The following is a 22522-nucleotide window of genomic DNA, read 5'->3' as shown; positions in this document are numbered from 1 at the left end:
TTATGCTCAATTTAATATTCATATACTTAGCGTATATCTTAGCTATCACTTCTGTTTTATCATTATGGACAAGATTTAAGGCTTTTGGCTATATTACAGTTACATCTTCTCTAATTTTTGCATCATTAGGAGCAATAGTAAGTTTAACTGGGCTTTTAGTAATTACCATAATAATTATTTTTATTCATTTAAGCTTTTATTTTAAAAGTAAAAAAGGCTTTAGTTTATTTTTCTTTGGAATCACTGCAGTAATTCTATTTCTTAACTACATCCATTTTTTTCCTGGTTTTAATAATATATGTATAATTAAAAACGTTCAAATTTCAAAAGATGCTATTCCTTTTAGCTTATATTTAAATTATAGCTCTATTATACCAACATATTTTTTATTACTTTTTTCGTCAGAAATTAGGCTTTTGAAAAATTTGAGTAAACTATTTTCAGTTATAAAATCAGGGGTTTTTTATGGCTTAATAGCAGTTTGCATCCTAATTCCTATAAGCTACTTATTTGACTTCATAAAATTTGATTTTAAACTAACGCACTATACTTTAGTATTTATTTTTGTAAATCTCATATTTACATGTCTATCTGAGGAAATCTTCTGGAGAGGCTTTATTCAATCTAGGCTCCAAAAATATTTTAACCCAATTATAGCCGTAATATTCACATCAATTGCATTTGCATTTATTCATATCGCATTTGCAGGAACTCGCTTTGCATTACTAGCATTTATAGCTAGCCTTATATATGGTATCGCATATTCTAAGACAAAAAAGATTGAAGTAAATATTATTTGTCATTATCTCGTCAATATTGGTCAGTTTATATTCTTTACTTACCCGATATTAGCTAAAGCTTATCTCTTATAATCTTTAAGTTTTTTTACAAGAAAATATATTATTGCTTTTATCTTGGGGCTGCTCTAGATAACTAACTCACTTTACACAAATTATATTTGAAAGACTATTGATTTAATTGATCAAAGACGAATCAAAAATAAGTTTTGTGAATTTTTGTCATATCTAGCGCCATAACCTCTATATTTTGTAACCCATATCAGCAATTTTAGCTGATATAGCCAAATCACTATATTTTAGATATAATGTTTTGTATTTGAGACAATGACCTATTCACTATATTTTCGTAAGAAAGTGTTATCGATAAAAGAGTCGGAAGGTTTAACCTACCAAGCTACAGCAGATAGATTTAAAATTGGTAAAAACTCAGTATATTTATGGAGTAAACAAATTAAACCCAAGGCTACCAAATCTAGACCTGAAATTAAAGTAACCCAAACAGAGTTACTTGAAGATGTAAGAGCTTACTGTGATGATTATCAATATGAAAGAGCAGAACGCTTTGGAGTAAGCCAAAGCTGTATATGCTATGCTTTACAAAGGTTAGAAACTGGAGTTATGGACTTTTACGAAAAAGTTAAAGCGAAAAAGTTTTCTATGTGTTAATTTTATAATTACATCAACTATGTTATGTTCTAAAAATGAAACAACGTGAATTAGCAAATCTATATACTGAATATATATTATGTCAAAACTCCCAAGCAAGTGCGATAATGTGTTCAAGTATGTTAGATGAACTAGTAAAGCATGATAGTTTTTCTCGGATGTTAAAAGTTGGTAGTTATGAAAGTAAATATGTCTGGTTAAAAGGTAAAAGTATTTTAAACGCTTACAAAGATGAGCCAAAGATATTATCTATAGATAATACAATAGAACCTAAACCTGATAGTAGGGTCAATGAGGTAGTCAACTGGTTTTATGATCATTCTGTAGGTAGAGCAAAGGCATAAATCTTATTGGTGCTTTAACCCATGTTGCTGATGCTAATATTCCCGTAGGTTTTGAGGTACAAACTAAGGAAAATCTTGTAGTAGAAAAAGATAAAGCAGGTAGAGAACGCTTAAAGCGTAAAGCACGCTATACAATTAATGAACTGGCAAGAAAACTGATATTGAAAATTATTAAGAATTTCTCTAGTTTTGATTATATAGTAGCTGATAGATATTTTGCTTCTAAAGCTAATTTAAAATTCTTTAACAAACATAAACTCAAGTATGTAATAGGCATAGCGAATAATCGTTTGGTTGCTAAGAGTAAAGCTAATGCTCTTGTACTGTAGGTTAGATGAATTAGGGTTGCTAGAAAATAAAGCTATGAAAATTTATTTAAAAGATATAAAATATAGTCTTGTAGGTTACTCGCCAAGTCTTCAAAAACGGGGACAATTCAACAGGCGAGATCTATTTAATTACTAATGATCTAAACCTAGAGAGTAACCACATAGAAGATATCTAACAAAAAAGATGGAAGATAGAAGTTTATCATCGAAGTATAAAACAAAACGCTAGCCTTGCTAAATCACCTACATCTGTAATTACTACTCAGCTTAACCATATAGGTTTATCTATAGGTGCATTTATGGGGCTGTTGAAAGCTTACCCAATTTGTGTGTTTAAAGCTTAATTTTTTAATGCTGTGCATCTTAGGCCACTATTCTAAGAGCCTTTCCACTTAACTGTGTAAATTCACTTACATGAATCTCTGAATTCTATGCTCAAACTCGATAGCAAAATAAGGCATAGCCTCATTCCAATATCTAACAGGCATAGACCATTTTTTAGTCAAATAATCTATAGCCAAGTATAAAGATTTGAAAACAGAGTCATCTTTAGGAAATAGCTTTTTATTCTTAATGACTTTCCTAAACTGACTATTAAGCGATTCTATCGCATTAGTAGTGTAAATAAATTTACGAATTTTTTCAGGGTATTGCAAGAATACAGTTAAATTATCCCAATTATTTACCCATGACTTTGAAATTAAAGGGTATTTAGTATCATATTTGTTTGCAAAGTTATCAAGCTCAGATTCGGCTATTTCAATGGTATCAGCATCATATATTTTCTTTAATTCTCTAGCTACCTCTTTCTTGTCTTTATATGGCACATACTTAAGACTATTACGAATTTGATGAACGATACAAAGCTGATGCTTTGTATCAGGGTATATAGCTTGTATAGCATCAGACATGCCTTTTAAATTATCAGTACATGCTATAAATATATCCTGTAAGCCTCTATTCTTTAATTCAGTAAATACTCCTAGCCAATATTTAGCACCTTCATTTTGACTGATCCAAAGACCTAATACATCCTTATGACCAGTTAACGATATGCCAAGAGCTACATACACAGCTTTATTAATAATATGCTTGTCTTCTCTAACTTTAACGACTATACAGTCAAAAAACACTATTGGATAAACTGACTCTAAAGGTCTATTTTGCCACGCTTTAACATCATCAATAATAGCTTCTGTAACATCACTTATAAAGCTTGTACTTATCTTTGTATCATATAACTCAAATAACTGTTGTTGGATATCTGTAGTACTCATACCTTTAGCATACAAAGATATAATTTTTTGGTCTAATCCATTTATCTTTGTTACTCTTTTGGGAACTATTTGAGACTCAAAGTTACTATCTCTATCTCTAGGAATCGATATATCTATATTACCAGTATCCGTAGATAAACTTTTATTACTATAGCCATTTCTAGCATTTGAAGAGTTACTGCGTTGATGCTTTGAGTAGCCAAGATGACTATTCATTTCTGTATCTAGTGCTTTTTCTAATAATCGTTTTGTTAGTTGCTTTAGCAAACCATCTTTCTCAAACATTTGATTAACATCAACACCTGAATCTATTATTTGATCTGCAATAGCTGAGTAAATATCTTCTGACTTCTTATTCTTAGACATTGTTTCTATCCTTAATATTTTGCTTGATATAATCTAGCAGGTTAATTAAGAATTTACACATTTATTTGGAAAGTCCCTATTCTAAAGTTTTTCTTTATGTTTTATTAATATTTCTGATATTTGGATACACTTATCCTAGTTCAAGCACAAATTGAGTGGGTCAAGCACTACAAGTCGCTTAAGATTGAAGCAAATAGATTTCATCAGTTCAGCAAAGTGATTTTTTGAAACTCCTCTATATCTAACACGTTTATCCTGATGAGCAAACACTCTTTCATAAGGTGAACGTATAGCACTAAACCAACTGTCTTGATCATGGTTTTTACCAAGCATATTATTCTTCTTTATGGCTTTAAGGTCACAACAGTTATCCCTGGCAGTTTTGTTAGCATATTTTGTACAGTATCCCTTATCAGCATAAATCGCACCACCATCAGGGCAAACATATTTTATACCCTTTGCATCTGTAACGTTGGCAGGTGTCACAGCTACTTTATTAATCAGTCCACTCTGCATATCTACACTAGTATGTTTCTTATAACCATACCAAAATTTATCTTTACCTTTACAGCCTATACGTGCTTGCTTATCTATAGCTACTTTAGGAAGTATTTCATTATTTAACTTTTCATATTTCTCTTTGATAGCTTTATCTCTTTCTTTCCAAAGATTAGCTTTAGCTATTAAGTGACTAGCATCAACAAAACTAAAGACTTCATTGATAAATCCTTGTTGTTTTAATTGCTTTCTTAAATCATTAAAAATTTCCGATATAAAACGAGTACCTATATTCTTTCTAAATTTACAAAATACACTATGATCGGGAGTTTTTTCTAATAATGTAAATTCACAAAACCATTTTGCTGCGTTATTCTCTTGTAGATATTTCTCTAATTCTCTATCGCTAAGATCTTCCATAAATTGTAATAGCAAACATTTAAATAAACGTAGCATTCCATAACCTTTATAAGGGTTATCTTTTTCAAACTTCTTTAATTTCTTAGCAACATTTTTAAAATTCCAAATCGATACAAACTTACGATATATATGATTTCTCGGTACTAAGTCATTAAGACTTATCATCTCTAGTTGATTCATCTGATAAGCATATGAAAATTAATTTAACTATATTTTAACAAATATTATTCTATATATGGCTAGTTTTCAACACGCCCTTTATTGAACTTGAAAAACTAAAACTTGCTTCAAATAAAAATCACTACGCTTTGAAAAGGAAAATGTTAATTGCCGCCAATCAAGCGAGTCATAGGGAAATTATAAAAATGAAAAAGATACTCAAAATGACTGCTTAAATTTAAAAGTCCGTAACTTCACTTAGAAATAACATATAAAAAAAGATTTATAGCCACCCTAAAGCAGATCCTATTAAACAAAAGGGTTTCCAATCTTGATTAAATAATTATATTCAAGAAGGTAGAAATATTGTATATGGTGATGAAAGCGGTTTTGCATATGATATGCCCAGGACCCATGGATATTCTATTAAAGGAGAAGGATGTTACGGAGTTAAGGATTTTAGTAATAAAAAAAGAACTAATGTAATAGGCGCTTTGCATAAAAAAGAGTTAATCTGTTTAGGGTTATTTAACTGCAGTATTGATACTGCAATATATACAGATTGGGTAGAAAATGAATTGATAAAAAACTTACCTGTAAATTCTGCCTATATCATCGATAACGCTAGCTTCCATAATGAAAAGCTTCTTAGACCTTTATTATAAAAAAATCAACATATACTCTTGTTTTTACCCCCATACTCTCTTCAATATAATAAGATAGAGAAAAAGTGGGCTCAAGCTAAGCATTACAAAAGAAAATACAGGTGTGATGTTGATACTTTATTTAGGCAATTTATGTAACTAAAATATAGTGAGTTAGCTATACCAGATGAAAGAGCATTCCAAATATAAATTTTATAAGGTTATCTAACATCAGAAAAGTTTGGAATTATTGAGGTTCACTAGTATGACTGTATTTACCTACTATATAAGATGTAATGGATATCAATAGTGCGGATACAACAAAAACAATATGAATAGTCACCCCCCATAATAGTTCTCTATCAGTTGTATGTAAAATATCCAAAAAACCTTGCAATAAAGATATTGATGAAATAGTTATTATTGATCCAGCAATTTTTATTTTAACAGCGTCAGGTGATAATTTTTTTATCCACACAGGTTGCCCGTATTTTTCTTTGGAATTATTCATTTTAGAAACAAAATTTTCATATCCACTAATTATTACCATTACAACTAAATTTGCTACCAAAACAGCTTCACATAATGTTAAGGTCAAAGTAGTTAATTTTTCTATATTAAATTTATTCGAGTAAATTAAAACTACAAATAAGTGTTTCAATTCGATAAATATCATATAAATATAAGTTATGAGAATAAATGATAATAGAATATAAACAGGAGCTTGTAGCCATCGTATACTAAATATAATTTTTTCAAGTGTTATCTCTAATTTATTAGCCATTTTTTTCATTATTATGTTTTTACTAACCTACCCATTTTACTAATTTTAAGTGTTATTTTCAATTTTATTTGGTTTATAAAGCTAATTTACAGATGCTCTAGGAAATCCCGTTAGATTTATAGTAACTGCAGGCAATATTCATGATATTGTACCTTCTCCAGAACTTTTAAAAGGGATAACAAATGCTTATATTCTTGCTGATAAAGCATACTTTTCAGACGAAAATGTAAGGTTTCTCAAAGAAAATGGTAATACTGTTGTGATTCCTGCTAGAGAAAACTACACAAAAGATCATAATATTGACTGGCATATTTATAAAGAAAGGCATCTCATAGAGAATTTCTTCTCTAAAATTAAGCACTTTAGAAGAGCTTTCTCCAGATTTGACAAGACTTGCTCAGCTTTTTTAGGTTTTATTGCTTTAGCTAGTACTTTTATTTGGCTTAGATGATTTTTTGTTCATGGAACCTAAATTCCTTAATATTTCTCTTTGTATTCTTCTTTTAACTTACAAACAAGAGTATAGTTCTCTAAAAGACTATCATTTTGTTTTTGGATTAATTCACGAATATTACTAGGTATATCATTAACTTCTAAAGCTTCAGCATAAGCTTTTTTTGCATACCCTTCACCTCTTTCACACTCTACAAGTATTGCATGATCATTATATCCAGTAAGCATAGACTTTATATTGACCCACCCTCGGTGTAAATTTCCTAAGATGCTAGTGCTATCTTCAACCTCACCTCCATACTCTACAACATATTTTTGTAATTCTTTTACAGCCTCTTTACATCCTTCTGCTCTCTTTAACAATATAGTTTTAAGCTTTTGATCACTGACATTATTAGCTGAAGTACGAAACCCATTTTCTCCATCTCGGGATACTTCTATTAAGTTATTTAAAATGTTTATAATTTTTGAGTCCATAAAAACTCCTTTTACTAAATTTGTTTATTTTATAAGTTAATTATACCCTAATAATATTTAATAAGTTATAATATTGAATAAGCAAAACTATAAATTTATTTTTTTAAATATTAATAGGTTCCATGAACAAAAAAATTGAATAAAGCAGTTAAGTATATTTAAATAGTTTTGTGAAACAAAAAAACATACTTAACATATATGGAATATTACATATCAGAAACAAATTGGTCAACTATTTTAACTTTTCTAACAGCTCAAAAAGGATTGCATACAAAAGATGTAGTTAAGCTTAGAAGATTCATAGAAGCAGTGTTTTTTATCTTAAAAACAGGAGCTCAGTGGAAATATCTTCACAAGGATTATGGTAATAGTAGAGCCATCCATAAGCGTTATAAATACTGGGCTGCCAAAGGTGTTTGGAATAATCTAATGACTTATGTTTCAGACATTGATTCACAACAGTTCATGATAGATTCACTATCTGTTAAAGCACATGCTTGTGCTAGTGGTTATGAGATAAATGGTAATGAAATCAATGCTTTGGGTAGAAGTGTGGGTGGCTTAACAACAAAGATTCATACTCTTACAGATGCCCTAGGAAATCCCGTTAGATTTATAATAACTGCTGGTAATGTCCATGATATTGTACCCTCACAACAACTCTTAGAAGGAATAACAAATGCTTATATTCTTGCTGATAAGGCATATTTCTCTGAAGAAAATATAAAATTCCTTGAGGAAAATAAAAATAAACCAGTCATTCCTGCTAGAGAAAACTATACCAAAGGCCATAATGTTGATAGGCATATTTATAAGGAAAAGACATTTGATAGAGAACTTTTTCTCTAAAATTAAGCATTTTAGAAGGGTTTTCTCTAGGTTTGATAAGACTTGTTCTGCTTTTCTCGGCTTTATATAGCTACCCACGTATAAAAGTAGTATACTATTTTTATTTACTCTTATGGCATATTCGCATCACTTTATAAAAAAGGTATTAAAGCTAAAACCAGAAGGTGTTAGCTTTTTAAAATTATCAAATAGATTTAATATTAGCGTTAGAAGTATCCAAGAGTGGTTAAAAGGTAATTTACCTAAAGGTACAAGAAATAAGCCTAATACCAAACTTGATTTAGTTAAGTTAAAACAAGATGTATTGGACTATCCTGATGCATACCTAAAAGAAAGAGCAGAAAGGTTGGGAGTTAGCGAGCATTGTATTAGCTATAATCTTAAAAAGTTAGATGTTACATATAAAAAAAACTCTGATTCACCCCAAAGCAGACGAAGACAAGCGAAAATTATTTCAGAAAAAGATTGAACAATATAAAGCTAAAGGTTTGCCTATCTGTTACCTAGATGAATCTGGTCATGCATTAGATATGCCTAGAACTCATGGCTACTCTAGCCAAGGTCAAAGATGTTACGGGGTCTGCGATTGGGGAGCTAGAGGTCGAACAAATGTTATAGGAGCTTTGATAGATAAAGTATTATTTGCTCTAGAACTATTTAGATGTAATATTGATAGTGTTGTATTTTCAAAATGGATAAAATATTTCTTATTACCAAGTTTGAAAACAAAAACTGTAATAGTTATGGATAATGCTACTTTTCACAAGAATACTGATATGTTAAAGATGATTGCTGATGCTGAGCATATTATTGAGTTTTTGCCTCCATATTCACCAGACCTTAATCCAATAGAAGACATTGATCATACTAAAACAAAAGCTAATTCCCCTCAAACTAATGGTATATGTGAAAGATTCCAGAAAACTACGAAAAATGAATGTTATGAGACAATGTTTAGAAAAAAGGTTTATTCAACAATTGAAGAAATTCAGCAAGATGTTGATATATGGTTGGATTATTACAACAATGAAAGACCCATTCTGGTAAGCACTGTTATGGAAAAACACCTATGCAAACTTTTATTGACTCAAAACCTTTGGCAAAAGAGAAAAATTTAGGTAATATGTTTGAGAAATCTGACACTAGTTTGGAAATGAAATTAGATTCAAACTGATGTGTGACTGTCAGATTATGTTTGAGCTAATACAGCAAAAATGGGAAGTTATCAAGCATGGAATTACTGATGCTATCGCAGCTAAACTAAATTTTACATAAAGTGCGAAACTCCTGTAGCATTTAATTCACTCTGGTTTCATATGCGGGAATAAAATCACGTCTCTAATAGACTGTGAGTTTGTTAGATACATTACAAGTCTATCAATACCAATACCTTGACCAGCTGTTGGCGGCATACCATATTCTAAAGCACGGATATAATCTTTATCATACGGCATTGCCTCATCATCACCAGATGCAGCCGCTTCAACCTGTTTTCTGAAGCGCTCAGCTTGATCCTCAGCATCGTTAAGCTCAGAGAAGCCATTAGCAATCTCACGCGCTCCGACAAAGAATTCAAATCTATCTGTAAATTCTAGATTACCATCTTGCCTACGCGCTAGTGGTGAAACTACCGCTGGATAATCCGTGATAAATGTTGGCTGAATAAGTTTATGCTCAACAGTGTCTTCAAATATTTCATTTATCAGGTGTCCAAGTTCATGGAATGTTTCTACTTTTATTTTTAATTTCTCAGCAACCTTTTTAGCTGATTCAAAAGTTGCTAAATCTTCTTTGGTAATATCATCATTATATTTAACAATTGAATCAACCATTGAGATACGCTCGTACTTACCACCAAAGTTGATTTTATACTCTCCATACTCAAGTACTTCACTACCAATAACTTCTTGTACAAGCTTAGAAAGCATATCCTCTGTTAAATCCATAAGATCGTTATAATCAGCGTACGCCATATAGAACTCTAGCATTGTAAATTCTGGATTATGGCGCGAAGATACCCCCTCGTTTCTAAAATTACGATTTATCTCATAAACACGCTCAAAACCACCAACAACTAGTCTTTTTAGATAAAGCTCTGGAGCAATACGCAAGTATAAAGGCATATCCAAAGCATTATGATGTGTCTTAAATGGCTTAGCAGCAGCACCACCTTGTAAAACATGCATCATAGGCGTCTCTACTTCCATAAAATCTAATTTATCAAAGTAGTTACGGATAAAACTTACAACTTTTGAACGCACCTTAAAAACTTCACGCGCTTTTTCATTTGTAATTAAATCAACATATCTCTGGCGGTATCTCATTTCTTGATCTGCCAAACCATGGAATTTATCTGGTAGCGGACGAATCGCCTTTGTTAAAACCTCAAAATGGTTTGCTTCTACAGAAAGCTCGCCCGTATTTGTCTTAAACATATTTCCTGAAATACCGACAATATCACCTAAATCACATAGATTTTTGAAGGTTTCATATTGTCCCTCTGACAAGTCACTCTTTTTTAGATAAACTTGGATTCTGCCTGTGTAGTCTTGTAGTGTTATAAAAGATGCTTTACCCATGACACGGCGCAAAACTACTCTGCCTGTCAAATTATATTGTTGCTTGTTATTTAGCTCTTCTAATTCTTGCTTGGTTTTATCAGCATAGCGAGCTTGTAATTCTGCAGCAACAGCATTTCTTCGGAAACCATTCGGGTGACTTATACCGTTATTTTGCTGAGCTAAAGTTTTTAACTTTTCTTTTCTCAAGGCAATTTGTGAGCTTTCTTGTAACTCCGTTACATGCTTTTTCACAAGTGCTACAATTTGTTCTTTGACTTGCTCATTTATCTCGCTTACTTCACCTAAAAACTCACTAATTTGCTCTCTAATCTTACCTCTGATAGCATCTTTGACTGTTATATCATTAGCATCTAAATATTCTTTTATCGCTGTTTTTATCAAATCTTTTAATTTACTACTCATTTTTTTGAACCTTATTATCATAAAAATTTGCACTTTTACGGATAGCTTTTGCAATGATAATTTGAAGTATCTACAACTGTCTGAACTTATGCGAGTTTTGTAGATACCATTATCATGCAAATAAGCAGCAACAAGTGCTAGGCAGTTTTGCATACTCGACCCCTGAGCCAAGTCAAAGGGCTGCTACTGCAAAAAGTATGTTGCTAAAACTTACATAGTAAGTAGCGAACCATTCTTTGTAAAGTATGTATTATAACCCACTTTTCAAGCTAGCCTCAATAAACTTATCCAAATCACCATCTAATACTGCTTGAGTATTGGTGTTTTCCACTCCTGTCCTTAAATCTTTGATACGTGACTGATCAAGCACATACGAACGGATTTGACTACCCCAGCCGATATCAGCTTTTGAGTCTTCAAGAGCATTCTTTTCAGCATTACGCTTTTGTAGCTCCATCTCATATAGCTTTGACTTAAGCTGTTTCATCGCGTTATCTCTATTTTTATGCTGTGACCTATCACTTTGACTTTGCACTACAATATTTGTTGGAATATGCGTTATTCTCACAGCTGAATCAGTTTTGTTTACATGCTGACCACCTGCCCCAGAAGCGCGATAAGTATCGACTCGTAAATCAGCAGGATTTATTTCAATATCAATATCATCATCAACCTCAGGTGAGATAAACACCGATGCAAAAGATGTATGACGTTTACTGTTTGAGTCAAAAGGTGATTTGCGCACTAACCTATGAATACCAGTTTCGGTACGCAACCAACCATAAGCATATTCACCCTCTATTTTCAGTGTACAACCTTTTATACCTGCAACATCGCCATCTGAAACATTATCAACGCTTACCTTAAAGCCATGGCTATCTGCCCAACGCATATACATCCGCATCAGCATCTCTGCCCAATCTTGCGCTTCGGTTCCTCCTGAACCTGACTGAATATCCAAAAAGGCATTATTAGCATCCATCTTACCAGAAAACATTCTTCTAAACTCTAGCTTTTCAATTTCACTAGCCACATCCCGTGTATCTCGAGCAATTTCTTGCATTAGTGACTCATCCTGCTCTGCCATTTCTAAAAGTTCGCTAAGAGTTTCTAATGTCTCTGAAATATGCTCACAACTATTTACAACACTTTCTAGCTCAACCTTTTGTTTACCTAAACTTTGTGCATACTCTGGATTGTCCCAAATAGCGCCATCTTCTAGCTCCATTAAGACTTCTGTTAGCTTTTCTTTCTTAGCATCGTAGTCAAAGATAGTCCCGTAAAGATTTAATACGGGCCGTTAGATCTTTTAACACAAGCTTATAATTTATAGATTCCATTTTTTAGATTTTTATTATTATAAATTTGTCTATAGATTTTATATTTTTACGCTAAATTTTACAAATAAAGACTATTCAAAGTTATCTAAATACCCTCTTATTCTTTTAGCTTAAGTCTGTTATCATTTAATATAAGATTTTCTAATAGATTAATTTGTAAATGTCATATCAAGCATTAGCAAGAAAATATCGCCCACAGTCATTTTCAGAAGTTGCTGGACAGCAACATGCTCTTAACAGTTTAGTGCATGCTTTAGAAACTCAAAAAATCCACCATGCTTACTTATTTACAGGTACGCGTGGGGTTGGTAAGACAACACTTGGTAGACTCTTAGCAAAATGTCTAAACTGTAAAACTGGTGTTACTGCAGAGCCTTGCAACAAATGTGAAAACTGTGTAGCAATCAACAATAATAGTTTTATGGATTTGATTGAAATTGATGCTGCTTCACGTACAGGTGTCGAAGAGACCAAAGAAATCTTAGATAATATCCAATATATGCCATCACAAGGACGCTATAAAGTCTATCTAATCGATGAGGCACATATGCTTTCTAAGCAAAGTTTCAATGCTTTACTAAAGACCCTTGAAGAGCCGCCAGAATATGTCAAATTTATCCTAGCGACTACAGATTATCATAAGATTCCTGTTACGATACTATCTAGATGTATTCAACTTCATCTGAAGCATATCTCACAGGCTGACATCAAAGATCAACTAAAAACAGTCCTAGCTAAAGAGAATATAAACTCAGATGAGCCGTCACTTGAGTATATAGCTTATCATGCCAAAGGCAGCTTAAGAGATGCTTTAAGCTTACTTGATCAGGCTATTAGCTTTTGTAGTGGTGAACTTAAGCAAGCTCAGATTAAACAAATGCTCGGAATCATAGACAGTGAAGAAGTATATAGTATTATCAATGCGATTATTGATAATGATCCAAAAGCCATACTGCCAGCTGTCAAAAATTTAGCACTTACAGAAAGTAGTGCTGATGCTGTACTAGATAGAATCGCCGAAATTTGGTTTGCTTGCTGTATTTATAGCTTTACACAGTCTTTAGATGCTATTAATGATATTGATGTTGATATAATCAATAATATTTTGGCAAAAATATCAATTGAACAAGCACACTTCTTATATCAATTAACGATAATTGCTAAAAAAGATATTGCTTTAGCACCAAATTTTGAAACTGGTGTAACTATGGCTATTCTTAGACTTATAGCGTTTCAAAAAAAAAACCTAACTGATGTAACCCAGACCTCTAAAATAGTTGCTAACGCAACAACTGCTAGAAATGATATAAGCTTACTTAAAAATACATTTAAGCCAGAACAATCTCAACAAACTGTAAAACCTGCTGTAACACAAAATAATAATCCAACAACTAATGAGAATATTCAAGAACAAGCACTTGATAAAAAGTGGTTTAATCTCCTTAATAGGATAAAACTAAAAGGTTTTACAAAAACTTTAGCTTTTAATAGCCATCTTATTAGTGATAATGGTGAAACATTTGTAATCCATCTAAATGAAGATGCCAAAAAAATCCTTGAGCTTGATCCTCAAAGTATAGCTAAACTTCAAGCAAGTATTAGTGAGTATCTTAACAATGCTAGTTTTAGGTTAGATATCAAAAACCTACCTATAGATAGAGTCTCAACTGATCAAAAATCACCTGCTGAGATTAAGCGTGAAAATGCTATAAATAAAATCCATAATGATGAAAATACAAAGCTTATTAAACAAGCTCTAGCAATCGATATAAAAGAACAAAATATAATTTTAACAGATTAAGATTAAAACAAAACTAAATACATTCCCACGCATCTTTATCAGCAAAGATAGCATGTAGAAGCTTGTTATTAAGAGTATGTCCTGACTTGAAACAGTTGAAATGCCCTAAAATATAACCGCCAACATAGAAATCACCAATCGCATCTAGGAGTTTATGTCTTACAAACTCATCATCATAACGCAAACCACCTTCGTTAAGCACACCCTCATTAGCAATACCAACAGCATTATCTAACGATGCTCCTTTTGCAAGATTGTTTTGATGTAAGTAGGCAAGCTGTTCATAAAAGCCAAATGTTCTAGCCTTTGAAACCATCTTAATATACTCATCAAGATCATACTCAAAAACTATGTGATCCTTTGTTGCCGCAATTACAGGATGATCCCATTGAATCTTAAACTCATATTTTAATGTATCACTAGGTAAAACCTCTGCAAACTTATCTTCATGCTCAACTCTTACAGGTTTTAAGATTTTGATACCATTTCTAGCAGAATTTTGCTCAACAATACCAGCCTCTTTTAATAATTGTGTAAACTCATAAGAGCTGCCATCCATTACTGGTAACTCTGGAGCATTAACCTCAATCAATACATTATCAACTTCAAACATAGCAAGTGCAGACATCAAATGTTCAATTGTTGAAACTGATAAATTTTGATCACCATTTTTTGTTAAAAGAGTACACATCACAGCCTCTTTAATACTAGATGGATTAACTTTGATATCAACAACTGGACTTAAATCAGCACGACGGAATACTATACCAGTGTCAACATCAGCTGGCTTAACAGTCATAGAAACATCTATACCAGAATGTAAACCAACACCCGTTACAGAAAATTCTTTTGCTATAGTTTTTTGTTTCATTATTCTCTCTTAATTGTTATTTTTATTATCTTCTTCTTAAGAAACTAGGAATATCTGATTTATTTACATCATCAGAATCAGTTTTTGGCGCATTACTAGCACCAGTAATAATTTCAGTCTCTTTTCTTAAGAAAGGTGCTGAGGTTTTATTCGAAAAGCTTGAAGCACTTTGTTGCTGGCTAGATGTTTTCTCTACGCCAAAGCCTCTTTTCATTGCAACTTTCTCTATACCAGTAACAACTACTGTCACTTTCATAGAATCAGTCATATCTGAGTCGATAACTGTACCAGCTATCACGATAGCCTCATCAGAGATGAAAGATCTAATCACTTCACCAACTTCTTCAAATTCACCGATAGACATATCCATACCAGCTGTAATATTTACAATTACACCTTTAGCACCATCCAGATTGATATCTTCTAAAAGTGGACTTGAGATAGCAGCTTCTGCGGCTTCTCTAGCTCTGTTTTCGCCAGTAGCTTCACCCATACCCATCATCGCTAGACCCATATCAGTCATAACTGCTCTAACATCAGCAAAGTCAACGTTGATAAGACCAGGCTTAGTAATAAGCTCAGACACACCTTTTACAGCATTACCTAAAACATCATTTGCCGCATTAAATGCATCTATTAGTGATGCACCCTTACCAAGCACACTTAGAAGTTTTTCGTTTGGCACAGTAATTATAGAGTCAACATGCTTTGTTAATTCATCTATACCTTGCTCAGCTGCTTTCATTCTTCTTGGTCCTTCAAAAGGGAAAGGCTTAGTAACTACAGCTACCGTAAGTATACCCATTTCTTTTGCTACTTCAGCAACTACAGGTGCACCACCTGTACCTGTACCGCCACCCATACCAGCAGTGATGAAAACCATATCAGCACCTTCTAAAAGTTGCTCAATTTTTGCTCTATCCTCAGTTGCTGCTCTCTTACCAATCTCAGGATTAGCACCAGCACCTAAACCTTTTGTTAGGTTTGTACCGATTTGTAATATATTTTGAACTTTTGATTTTGATAATGCCTGACCATCTGTATTTAGGGCAAAAAACTCAACATCAGAAACCTCTTCACACATATGCTGTACGGCATTACCGCCACCGCCACCAACACCGACAACTTTAATTATGGCATTTGAAACCATTGAATCGTTAAAATCAAACATATTTTACTCCTTTACTTTAGGTTCACCTTTTAAACTATTTAAATTAAAAATTATTTGAAAACCAACTTTTTACAGATGAGATTATCTTTTTCTTAGACTTGCCTGTATTTTCATCTATTTCCATCACATCTTCATCAATCTTCTGCTCATTGCTTGCATCACTATTCTCAGCTGCATACTTTAGTAGCCCGACAACTGTTGCATAAGATGGATTATGAACAACCTCATTAGCGCCAGAGACCTCAATAGGACCCCCAACTCTTACCGGCAGCTTGAACATATCTTCAGCAAGTCTAGCAAGACCTTTAAGCTTAGCTCCACCACCAGTAAATACAATCCCAGATGATATGACCTCTAACAGACGATGTTGATCTAACTCCCGATATAATGACTCAAATATCTCTTCTACTCTTGCTTCAATAACTAAAGATAAGTCCTGCAATGATATTCTTTTTTTAGCATTGCCTAATGAATTTGGTATATCTATTTTTTCATCAGGATTTTTAAGATATTTACTTGCAGCATAACCATATTGTAACTTCAAACTCTCAGCTGCTTCGATAGGAAGCCTAAATACTTTAGAAATGTCTGAAGAGATACTTGCACCACCGGTCTTAATACTTGATGTATAACAAATACCGCCATCAGCAAATACTGAAAAGCTTGTTGAATCAGCACCAATATTTACAAGACAAACGCCCATTTCTCTTTCATTATCAGTAAGGGTCGCACTACTAGCAGCTAAATGCTCAACAACAAGATTACTGATTGTGTAGCCACAGTTTGAAACACATTTGCGCACATTTTGTAACAAGCGTGATGATGCTACTATTATATGAACATTAGATTCTAATCTCACTGCAAACATTCCAATTGGCTCAGTAACACCAGCTTGGCCATCAACAACATAATCTCTTTGTAAAACATGCAACATCTCTGTATCAGCAGACATCGGCACTGCTTTTGCAGTTTTAATCGCCATAGCTAAATCTTCGATACTAACTTCACCATTTTCAACTGCTGCTAGACCATATGAGTTAAAACCGCTGATACTAGGAGCACTAACTCCTAGAGTAACTTCCTTAACATCTACACCTGCTATACTTTTAGCATCATCAAGCGCAGCATTAAGCGTTTCCATAGCCATTTCAAGATTAATTACAGAACCCTGCTTGATCCCTTTTGACTGTTTCTGACTAACCCCTAATATCTTTATACTATTATTCTCAGCAAGTTGACCAATCGCGACTGTTATTTTGTGTGAGCCTAAATCTACAGCACAAAAATTATTATTCCCAAAACCCATTTAATTAGCCCCAATTCAAAGACAGATGACTTTACTTTATATATACTTACATTACATTATAAGCTTATTATCATAGAAAACCAATAGAATAAATGCTTTTCTCGCAATCGCATTAAAAAGTAGTTGAAATTATGAGATTATAGTATCTAGATTATATCAACGATAAACTACATCGTGTCAAAGCAAGCCACAGCAGGTATATTCAGCCACTTTGAAAAAATTACAGACCCTAGAATAAATCGTAAAAAGAAACACAAACTATTAGATCTCATTGGTCGATAGAAAATAAACTCCACTGGTCTTTAGATGTTAGCTTTGATGAAGATAAAAATAGAACTAGAGTAGAAAATAGTGCTACAAACTTCAGTGTTATAAGGCAAATAGCTCTTAATTTACTCAAAAAAGAAAAATCCTCTAAAGTAGATATTGAAACCAAAAGAATGAAAACCGGCTGGGACAGCTGACTAAAGTGCTTTTTTATCGTGTAAAGAGAAATTTGTGCACAGAACCTATTAATTCAACGGTCTTTACTATACTATGTAAGTTAAGTGATTTTTATTGTGAGAAGGAAGTATGACGTATCGGATTCTATCAGTTTGTGCTGGTCTAGGTTATGGTTTTGATCAAAAATCAATTGAAAACGCATCGAAACTAAAATTAGACATTGTTGCTTCAGACGCAGGTTCAATGGATCCAGGACCTTATTATTTAGGTAAAGGAGCACCATACTTTAAAAAAGCTGTTTTAAAAAGAGATTTCAGCTTAATGTTAGACGTAGCTTTAAAACAGAAGTGCCCATTACTATTAGGTAGTTGTGGATTAGCTGGTGATGATCCTCACTTAGAATTCATGCTTGAAATTGCTAAAGAAGTGTTTATAGAAAAAAATATACCTACTACCAAAGTAGCTGTCATCAGTGGACACGTTGATAATACTTTATTGTTTGGTGAAATCTCTAATCTTACTCCTTTGGGAAAGATGCCTCCATTAACTTTAGATTCACTTAAGAAAAGTGTAATAGTTGCTCAGATGGGCATAGCTCCTTTCATTACCGCTTTAGATGAAGGAGCACAAATAATTTTTTGTGGACGTGCTTGTGATATGGCAATATTTGCTGCGGATGCTATTCGACAAGGAATTGATCCCGGCTTAGCTTTTCATGCAGCACACATTTTAGAATGTGGTGCTATTGCTTGTGAACCTGGCTCAGCAAGTGATTCTTTAATAGCCGAATTTGATGAAAATTCAGTTGTTTTTATAGCTCCTAATAAAAATCGTCGCACGACTATTCAATCGATCGCTGCACATAGCCTTTATGAAGAAAGCCACCCTTCTTTACAATTTTACCCAGAAGGTGTTTTAACAGTTAAAGATTCTTATTATTTTCAAAAAAATTCTACTATAGCTGGAATAAAAAATAGTAAATTTGTTCATTTGCCGTTAACAATTAAATTAGAAGGTAGCGAATGGAAGGGAAAAAGGATAATTTCTTTATTACCTTGTATAAAAAAAGAATCAGATAAAATTCCAGGTTCTTACATAGTATATGGCAAGAACGGAGTTGAGCCATATGCATTATTGCCCGATCAAAAAGAGGTATCTATTTTAATTAAAGTAACCTCATCACAAAAAGAAATTTCAGCTACAGTTGCAGGAATATTAAAAGGGTATATGTTACATTTCGGTTATCCAGGTAGGCGTTCTACGTCTGGAAACATTGCTTTTCCTACTTCTCCTAGCGAAATAACATTTCAATCAATAGAAGGCTTAGCTCAATCTGTTGTTATAGCTGGTACACGAGACCCTATTTTCATAGAAAATTTTAAAGCTATAAAGTCAAGTGTTATAGATTTGGCTAAAAGCAATTTTAGTGAGTTATATAACCAATGCCAAATCGAAGTTTCTTTATCAGATCACCCTTTACTTTTCTTAGAAACGATAGCCGAAACCCAAGAAGAGGCGCTTTTATTACATAAATTAGAAATTAGCAAGCTTGATGCATTCATTGAAAAAGATGGAGAAAAAGTAGTTGATTGTATATTGGCAGAAGATCTATATGAGTGGAGTATTTTCCATATATTACACAACGAAAATTTAATCAAAGAAAAACTTTTTCCAATAAAAATTTACGAATGTTCAGGCAGCCAATGGAATTTTCTAAGAGAAATAAAAACAAAATATAAAAAAATTGGACTAGAAAATTATACTGGCTCTATTGACGAAAAAACGTTAAATGCTATAAAGCATATTGAACATATTGGGCCTCCTATCTATTACAAAAAGTTAACAGAAATGTCTACCATTATTAGAAGTAAAAATGCTGGAGTTAATATAGTTACTATAGATATATTTTTCAAAACAAAAAAAGACTATGAGATAGCTGTAAATTCTAATGTTTTTACAAAAGAAAATATAGCTGCTCATTTACAAATATCAGAAAATAATATTGTGGGATGCTATTATGCTGATTCTTGTGATGCTATTAAAATATCTAGATATCGTGAGGCAATATCTGGTGTACCTAGTGGAAGAGATGTTTTTGGTTCTCAACAACAAATGCAAATAGAAATGCTAGAAATTCCTATTTATGATACTGGTAAAACAAATTAGTTTAAACATCTTAAAACAAGCTAGAATAAAAATTATATAAAAGTATTATCTAACTCATTGACTATTTTACTATAAAGTTTTTTATTAAGCTCTTTTTTATTTATTTACTATTTTTATCAGCATCTGGTGCTAATTTAACAGCATTTCCTGTTCATATAGTTTCAGCAAAGTACCGTTGGATTAAATATATCATTTCATAAAAGGTCTATTAAAACCACTAGAAACCCAGCTTATGAAAAATCATCGTGCACAGAATATTTTTTACTTATATTTTACTGCAAAACCATCACTATAACGCATATCAAAATATTTAATTAATTTATAATCTTTAACTTTCGTATACGATTTAAAAAACAATTCTAGGCGCTTCTTTAACTTAACTGAACCAAGTACAACTTCAATATCATCTGAGAGTAAAATACTAAATTGGTTACCGGTATAAGAGATTTTGAGTATTTGCATATTATTTTGCTTGGCAATACTATTTAACTCCTTATAGGTTTGATATATATAGTCTTTACTACTATCATCTTTACTTTGGATATATGGTAAATCACCATTATAATTAAAAACCGCTGGCGTGATAACTTGCATATTATCAAGAAGAATCTGATTATCATTCCAGTAAGCTATAGGCTTATGATCATACAGGTATATTACTAAGGTCGATGGCCAGACTTTTTTTACTAGCGTATAATCAACACCATCGATTGAATAAATATATTTCTCAATACTATCAATATTAATATCAAACCATTGCTTATTATCAAGTGTAGTAATCTTGTTGATCAAATCTTGCTTAGATATGTAAATAAGCCCATCATTAGATACAACATCAATCTTTGAGACTGTTTTATCTGTTTTAGCAGCAATAAAAATAGCAGCGCCTAAAATTACTAACAGTATCAAGCTTAATATTAAAAACTTTTTGATAATTTTTGTCATTGTGCCTGTTCTATTATTCTCTTAACAAAACTATCAAAATCAATTCCTTCTGCAGCTGCTGACTTAGGCGATAGACTATTTTCTGTCATTCCTGGTGAAGAGTTTATCTCCATAATATAAAAGTTACCTCTATCATCATAGATAAAGTCTACTCTTGCATGTCCACTACAGCCAAGTAAGTCATATGCCTTTTTAGCTAGTTGGCGAACTTCTAGCTCTTTTTGCTCACCCAAGCCACTCGGTGAGTGATAGATTGATTTGCCACTATATTTTGACTCATAATCATAGAACTCATTTTGTGGCTCTATCCAAACAGATGAGTAAACTTCATCATTAACAATAGCCACAGTAATTTCCTTACCTGTCACCCATTGCTCAATCATTACCTCACCATATTTTGATGCTTCTTCATAGGCATCTTTGAGCTCTTGGATAGATTTCACTTTGAAAGTGGCAATACTTGAACCACCACTACTTGGCTTAACCGCAACAGGAAAACTAATCTCGTCTTCTGCAACTAACTTATCTGTGAGAAATTTTGCCATTGGTGTAGGCATACGATGATGCATCCATATTTCTTTAGAAATCATTTTATCCATAGTAATTACTGATGACTTCATCGATGAGCTTGTATGCTTGATCCCCAGCATCTCAAGTAATGCAGATACTCTACCATTTTCACCATCTTCACCATGCAGTGCAATAAAACATCTATCTGGATTTAATTCTAAAAGTTTTGCTACTAGCTCTTTGCCACTAGCGTCTAAACCTACAGCATCATAACCTTGGCTTAGTAAAGAGTCTAAAACTGCTTTACCAGATTTTAAAGAAACTTCTCTCTCTGGGGAATCACCACCATACAAAACAACAATTTTTTCCTTTTTCATAATCTAATTTCTTCTTTGTTTAAAAAAATCCTTTAGAAGTTTGCTACATTTATCAGCCATTACTCCAGCTGTTACTCCAAGGTTATGGTTAATATTCTTATTTTGATGTAGCTTTTCACGTGAAAAAGCTCCTACTCGACTATCATCACAAGCATAAACTAATTCCGATACTCTTGCCTGAATCAAACCACCTAAGCACATTATACATGGCTCTAAAGTAACATACAATTTTGTATTGACTAATCTGTAGTTGCTTAACTCTATCGCTGCTGAGCGTAAAACCAAGATCTCTGCATGCGCAGTTGGGTCATTTAAGCTTATAGTTTGATTAAAATTTTGTGCGATTATTTGTCCATTCTTAACAAGCACTGCTCCTATCGGAACTTCACCAGCTTGATGAGCTAGCAATGCCTGTTCATAAGCTTTTTGCATAAAAAAAATATCATAATTTGCATCATTAAACATAAGTTTTAATATTTTCTTCTTGAAGAATTGCTATCTCTTAGATAATATTACACATTACATAATTGTTTGCTAGTAC

General features: G+C 32.6%; 20 protein-coding genes and 5 pseudogenes. 13 read left to right on the top strand and 12 right to left on the bottom strand.

Annotated features, from left to right (window positions below; all coding sequences use genetic code 11):
• The first annotated feature begins 2 nt into the window (after nucleotides 1–2).
• The 3 genes and pseudogenes from CGC45_RS00720 to CGC45_RS09575 form a co-directional block, all read left to right on the top strand.
• Complete coding sequence (locus CGC45_RS00720) at nucleotides 3–872, top strand: CPBP family intramembrane glutamic endopeptidase (protein ID WP_071628508.1); 870 nt, start codon at nucleotides 3–5, stop codon at nucleotides 870–872.
• A 252-nt stretch (nucleotides 873–1124) separates the two neighbouring features.
• Nucleotides 1125–1466 (top strand): IS630 transposase-related protein, encoded by a 342-nt coding sequence (locus CGC45_RS00715; RefSeq protein ID WP_071628507.1) that lies wholly within the window; start codon nucleotides 1125–1127, stop codon nucleotides 1464–1466.
• 35 nt (nucleotides 1467–1501) lie between these two features.
• Nucleotides 1502–2453, top strand: a pseudogene (locus tag CGC45_RS09575) (transposase); the annotation flags it as partial.
• A gap of 96 nt (nucleotides 2454–2549) precedes the next feature.
• Here CGC45_RS09575 and CGC45_RS00705 read toward each other — a convergent pair.
• Nucleotides 2550–3782, bottom strand: a complete 1233-nt coding sequence (locus tag CGC45_RS00705) for an IS256 family transposase (RefSeq protein WP_071628505.1) — start codon at nucleotides 3780–3782, stop codon at nucleotides 2550–2552.
• A gap of 135 nt (nucleotides 3783–3917) precedes the next feature.
• A complete protein-coding gene (locus CGC45_RS00700; protein WP_071628504.1) occupies nucleotides 3918–4880 on the bottom strand; it encodes a transposase in 963 nt (320 codons plus the stop codon).
• 77 nt (nucleotides 4881–4957) lie between these two features.
• On the opposite strand from CGC45_RS00700, the pseudogene CGC45_RS09570 reads away from it, so the two are divergent.
• Both CGC45_RS09570 and CGC45_RS00695 read left to right on the top strand, forming a co-directional pair.
• Nucleotides 4958–5095, top strand: a pseudogene (locus CGC45_RS09570) (IS701 family transposase); the annotation flags it as partial.
• A gap of 165 nt (nucleotides 5096–5260) precedes the next feature.
• On the top strand, nucleotides 5261–5524 hold the full coding sequence (locus tag CGC45_RS00695) for a transposase (protein WP_084387427.1): 264 nt from the start codon (nucleotides 5261–5263) through the stop codon (nucleotides 5522–5524).
• Between the two features lie 226 nt (nucleotides 5525–5750).
• On the opposite strand, the gene CGC45_RS00690 is transcribed toward CGC45_RS00695, so the two are convergent.
• Nucleotides 5751–6296 carry a YqhA family protein gene (locus tag CGC45_RS00690; protein ID WP_071628503.1) on the bottom strand — a complete coding sequence of 182 codons (546 nt, stop codon included), beginning with the start codon at nucleotides 6294–6296 and terminating at the stop codon, nucleotides 5751–5753.
• 109 nt (nucleotides 6297–6405) lie between these two features.
• Between CGC45_RS00690 and CGC45_RS00685 the strand changes: the two genes are divergently transcribed.
• Nucleotides 6406–6738: a transposase gene (locus CGC45_RS00685; protein WP_084387426.1), complete on the top strand. Its 333-nt coding sequence runs from the start codon at nucleotides 6406–6408 to the stop codon at nucleotides 6736–6738.
• A gap of 26 nt (nucleotides 6739–6764) precedes the next feature.
• On the opposite strand, the gene CGC45_RS00680 is transcribed toward CGC45_RS00685, so the two are convergent.
• Nucleotides 6765–7217: a PA2169 family four-helix-bundle protein gene (locus CGC45_RS00680; RefSeq protein WP_071628501.1), complete on the bottom strand. Its 453-nt coding sequence runs from the start codon at nucleotides 7215–7217 to the stop codon at nucleotides 6765–6767.
• Between the two features lie 198 nt (nucleotides 7218–7415).
• On the opposite strand from CGC45_RS00680, the pseudogene CGC45_RS00675 reads away from it, so the two are divergent.
• The 4 genes and pseudogenes from CGC45_RS00675 to CGC45_RS09130 all read left to right on the top strand — a co-directional run.
• A pseudogene (locus CGC45_RS00675) lies at nucleotides 7416–8136 on the top strand (IS5 family transposase).
• Nucleotides 8137–8178: 42 nt separating this feature from the next.
• Nucleotides 8179–8535: an IS630 transposase-related protein gene (locus CGC45_RS00670; protein ID WP_071628500.1), complete on the top strand. Its 357-nt coding sequence runs from the start codon at nucleotides 8179–8181 to the stop codon at nucleotides 8533–8535.
• Nucleotides 8459–8866 (top strand): annotated as a pseudogene (locus CGC45_RS09250) (transposase); the annotation flags it as partial. The gene CGC45_RS00670 and the pseudogene CGC45_RS09250, both read left to right, overlap by 77 nt.
• A gap of 48 nt (nucleotides 8867–8914) precedes the next feature.
• A pseudogene (locus CGC45_RS09130) lies at nucleotides 8915–9240 on the top strand (integrase core domain-containing protein); the annotation flags it as partial.
• A gap of 127 nt (nucleotides 9241–9367) precedes the next feature.
• Here the strand turns inward: CGC45_RS09130 and lysS are convergent.
• Together lysS and prfB are read right to left on the bottom strand one after the other, a co-directional pair.
• Nucleotides 9368–11050 (bottom strand): lysine--tRNA ligase, encoded by a 1683-nt coding sequence (lysS, locus tag CGC45_RS00660; RefSeq protein WP_071629937.1) that lies wholly within the window; start codon nucleotides 11048–11050, stop codon nucleotides 9368–9370.
• Nucleotides 11051–11300: 250 nt separating this feature from the next.
• Nucleotides 11301–12390, bottom strand: a protein-coding gene (prfB, locus tag CGC45_RS00655) for a peptide chain release factor 2 (RefSeq protein WP_114701999.1) whose coding sequence is annotated in 2 segments (ribosomal slippage) — nucleotides 11301–12317 and nucleotides 12319–12390 — 1089 coding nt in all. Because the reading frame shifts where the segments join, the coding sequence is not laid out codon by codon here.
• 160 nt (nucleotides 12391–12550) lie between these two features.
• On the opposite strand from prfB, the gene dnaX reads away from it, so the two are divergent.
• Nucleotides 12551–14191 (top strand): DNA polymerase III subunit gamma/tau, encoded by a 1641-nt coding sequence (gene dnaX / locus CGC45_RS00650; RefSeq protein WP_071628498.1) that lies wholly within the window; start codon nucleotides 12551–12553, stop codon nucleotides 14189–14191.
• Nucleotides 14192–14204: 13 nt separating this feature from the next.
• Here dnaX and lpxC read toward each other — a convergent pair whose 3' ends face one another.
• The 3 genes from lpxC to ftsA are packed head-to-tail and all read right to left on the bottom strand — an operon-like array spanning nucleotide 14205 to nucleotide 17539.
• Entirely contained in the window at nucleotides 14205–15065 is an 861-nt protein-coding gene (lpxC, locus tag CGC45_RS00645) for a UDP-3-O-acyl-N-acetylglucosamine deacetylase (RefSeq protein ID WP_114701998.1), read from the bottom strand.
• A 22-nt stretch (nucleotides 15066–15087) separates the two neighbouring features.
• Nucleotides 15088–16233: a cell division protein FtsZ gene (ftsZ, locus tag CGC45_RS00640; RefSeq protein WP_071628496.1), complete on the bottom strand. Its 1146-nt coding sequence runs from the start codon at nucleotides 16231–16233 to the stop codon at nucleotides 15088–15090.
• A 43-nt stretch (nucleotides 16234–16276) separates the two neighbouring features.
• The gene (ftsA, locus tag CGC45_RS00635; RefSeq protein WP_071628495.1) at nucleotides 16277–17539 is read right to left on the bottom strand and encodes a cell division protein FtsA; all 1263 of its coding nucleotides are present in this window, start codon (nucleotides 17537–17539) and stop codon (nucleotides 16277–16279) included.
• A 260-nt stretch (nucleotides 17540–17799) separates the two neighbouring features.
• Here ftsA and CGC45_RS09490 point away from each other — a divergent pair, with 260 nt between their 5' ends.
• Nucleotides 17800–18003 (top strand): transposase family protein, encoded by a 204-nt coding sequence (locus tag CGC45_RS09490; protein WP_114702137.1) that lies wholly within the window; start codon nucleotides 17800–17802, stop codon nucleotides 18001–18003.
• A gap of 109 nt (nucleotides 18004–18112) precedes the next feature.
• Complete coding sequence (locus CGC45_RS00625) at nucleotides 18113–20149, top strand: DUF4387 family protein (RefSeq protein WP_071628494.1); 2037 nt, start codon at nucleotides 18113–18115, stop codon at nucleotides 20147–20149.
• Nucleotides 20150–20410: 261 nt separating this feature from the next.
• Here the strand turns inward: CGC45_RS00625 and CGC45_RS00620 are convergent, their stop codons facing one another.
• From CGC45_RS00620 to tadA, 3 genes are read right to left on the bottom strand one after another with little or no spacing between them, the layout of a single operon-like run.
• Nucleotides 20411–21094, bottom strand: a complete 684-nt coding sequence (locus tag CGC45_RS00620; RefSeq protein WP_071628493.1) for a cell division protein FtsQ/DivIB — start codon at nucleotides 21092–21094, stop codon at nucleotides 20411–20413.
• Nucleotides 21091–21981, bottom strand: coding sequence for a D-alanine--D-alanine ligase (locus CGC45_RS00615; protein WP_071628492.1), 891 nt, complete (start codon nucleotides 21979–21981; stop codon nucleotides 21091–21093). Before CGC45_RS00615 ends, CGC45_RS00620 begins: the two co-directional genes overlap by 4 nt.
• A 3-nt stretch (nucleotides 21982–21984) precedes the next feature.
• The gene (tadA, locus tag CGC45_RS00610) at nucleotides 21985–22446 is read right to left on the bottom strand and encodes a tRNA adenosine(34) deaminase TadA (RefSeq protein WP_071628491.1); all 462 of its coding nucleotides are present in this window, start codon (nucleotides 22444–22446) and stop codon (nucleotides 21985–21987) included.
• Between the last annotated feature and the right edge of the window lie 76 nt (nucleotides 22447–22522).

The sequence above is a fragment of the Francisella opportunistica genome (genome assembly GCF_003347135.1).
Lineage (GTDB): Bacteria > Pseudomonadota > Gammaproteobacteria > Francisellales > Francisellaceae > Francisella > Francisella opportunistica.
Note: the sequence above shows the minus strand (reverse complement) of the source record. Positions and strands in the feature narration are given on the sequence as shown.

Excerpts from the sequence above, each read along its gene's own strand:
- CGC45_RS00720 (WP_071628508.1), top strand. The coding sequence starts at position 3 with ATGCTCAATTTAATATTCATATACTTAGCGTATATCTTAGCTATCACT.
- CGC45_RS00715 (WP_071628507.1), top strand. The coding sequence starts at position 1,125 with ATGACCTATTCACTATATTTTCGTAAGAAAGTGTTATCGATAAAAGAG.
- CGC45_RS00705 (WP_071628505.1), bottom strand. The coding sequence starts at position 3,782 with ATGTCTAAGAATAAGAAGTCAGAAGATATTTACTCAGCTATTGCAGAT.
- CGC45_RS00700 (WP_071628504.1), bottom strand. The coding sequence starts at position 4,880 with ATGAATCAACTAGAGATGATAAGTCTTAATGACTTAGTACCGAGAAAT.
- CGC45_RS00695 (WP_084387427.1), top strand. The coding sequence starts at position 5,261 with ATGCCCAGGACCCATGGATATTCTATTAAAGGAGAAGGATGTTACGGA.
- CGC45_RS00690 (WP_071628503.1), bottom strand. The coding sequence starts at position 6,296 with ATGAAAAAAATGGCTAATAAATTAGAGATAACACTTGAAAAAATTATA.
- CGC45_RS00680 (WP_071628501.1), bottom strand. The coding sequence starts at position 7,217 with ATGGACTCAAAAATTATAAACATTTTAAATAACTTAATAGAAGTATCC.
- CGC45_RS00670 (WP_071628500.1), top strand. The coding sequence starts at position 8,179 with ATGGCATATTCGCATCACTTTATAAAAAAGGTATTAAAGCTAAAACCA.
- lysS (WP_071629937.1), bottom strand. The coding sequence starts at position 11,050 with ATGAGTAGTAAATTAAAAGATTTGATAAAAACAGCGATAAAAGAATAT.
- dnaX (WP_071628498.1), top strand. The coding sequence starts at position 12,551 with ATGTCATATCAAGCATTAGCAAGAAAATATCGCCCACAGTCATTTTCA.
- ftsZ (WP_071628496.1), bottom strand. The coding sequence starts at position 16,233 with ATGTTTGATTTTAACGATTCAATGGTTTCAAATGCCATAATTAAAGTT.
- ftsA (WP_071628495.1), bottom strand. The coding sequence starts at position 17,539 with ATGGGTTTTGGGAATAATAATTTTTGTGCTGTAGATTTAGGCTCACAC.
- CGC45_RS00625 (WP_071628494.1), top strand. The coding sequence starts at position 18,113 with ATGACGTATCGGATTCTATCAGTTTGTGCTGGTCTAGGTTATGGTTTT.
- CGC45_RS00620 (WP_071628493.1), bottom strand. The coding sequence starts at position 21,094 with ATGACAAAAATTATCAAAAAGTTTTTAATATTAAGCTTGATACTGTTA.
- CGC45_RS00615 (WP_071628492.1), bottom strand. The coding sequence starts at position 21,981 with ATGAAAAAGGAAAAAATTGTTGTTTTGTATGGTGGTGATTCCCCAGAG.
- tadA (WP_071628491.1), bottom strand. The coding sequence starts at position 22,446 with ATGTTTAATGATGCAAATTATGATATTTTTTTTATGCAAAAAGCTTAT.